Source organism: Pedobacter sp. 01N416, from assembly GCF_056399685.1.
The window spans coordinates 1-1,194 of sequence record NZ_JBFTRT010000888.1; the positions used below are offsets into that span (position 1 = coordinate 1).

Annotated in this window: 2 protein-coding genes; both read left to right on the forward strand. The window is 37.0% G+C overall.

Annotation, left to right across the window (positions count from 1 at the left end; genetic code table 11):
• Window positions 1–235: sensor histidine kinase (locus AC1DND_RS28150; protein ID WP_477586186.1), on the forward strand; the 235-nt coding region annotated here is incomplete at its 5' end.
• A complete protein-coding gene (locus AC1DND_RS28155; protein WP_477586188.1) occupies window positions 220–1,044 on the forward strand; it encodes a response regulator transcription factor in 825 nt (274 codons plus the stop codon). The genes AC1DND_RS28150 and AC1DND_RS28155, both read left to right, overlap by 16 nt.
• Window positions 1,045–1,194: the final 150 nt, after the last annotated feature.

Here is a 1,194-nt window from a genome sequence, read left to right on the forward strand (position 1 = left end):
TCGCATCCCAATTGAAATTAAGGACAAGATATTTGAACCTTTTTTTAGGGGCAAAGAAACAGAAATTAAGGCAGGAACCGGAATAGGTTTATCGATTTCAAAATCGCTTGCTCAACTGCATAGCGGGGAGCTTTATTTAGATTTTAATGACCATGATTTTAATATATTTGTGTTGGAATTGCCTATCCATCAACTTATAGAATTTAACCTGAACGGAAAATGGAAGAAATTGTAGGCAAGCTGACCATAAAAGATACTGAAGATATGGAAAGATCTGTGGTGTTGCTGGTTGATGATAATGAAGATATCCTTGATTTCATTTCAGATGATCTGGAAGAAAAATACGATGTACTACAGGCCAGAAACGGTATAGAAGCATTAGAAATATTACAGCGTCAAATTGTTCAGCTCATCATTAGCGATGTAATGATGCCCGAAATGGACGGTTTTGAATTTTGTGCGAAAGTAAAATCTACCTTAGAATTCAGCCATATCCCCGTTATCCTGCTTACCGCAAAAAATTCATTGCARTCTAAAATTGAAGGTTTAGAACTGGGTGCCGATGCCTATGTGGAAAAGCCATTTTCTCCCGAGTTTTTACAGGTACAGATTTCTAGCCTGATTAAAAACAGGAACAAAATCAAAGCATATTTCGCGAGCTCTCCCCTGCTCCACCTTAAAAGTATTGCATATTCAAAGGCAGACGAACTGTTTTTAGAAAAATTACAGGATACCATTAACAAGAATATCAGCAATCAGGACCTGGACGTCGAACATCTGGCAGAAAAGATGAATATGAGCCGGCCAACCTTATACCGGAAAATTAAATCCATTTCTAACCTTAGCCCCAATGAACTGATTAATTTGGCAAGGCTAAAAAAAGCGGCCGAGCTTTTAAATGAAGGGGTACTGAAAATTTACGAAATCTCAGAAATGGTTGGTTATAGCTCTCAATCGCACTTTGGCAGAAACTTTGCCAAACAGTTCGGCATGTCGCCAACCGACTATGTAAACAGTAAAACTGTGGATAAAAAAAAGCCTTAAAATCAAATAGTTAAGCATTGTTATTTTCTTAATTTTTCCGTAAATTGTCATAACCAAAATATAGAAGTTATGAACATGCTTAAGAAAATCCAGATCTGGGGCGATCACCATCACCCAAAGTGGTTAGACTATTTTAGAATCTTATTAGGC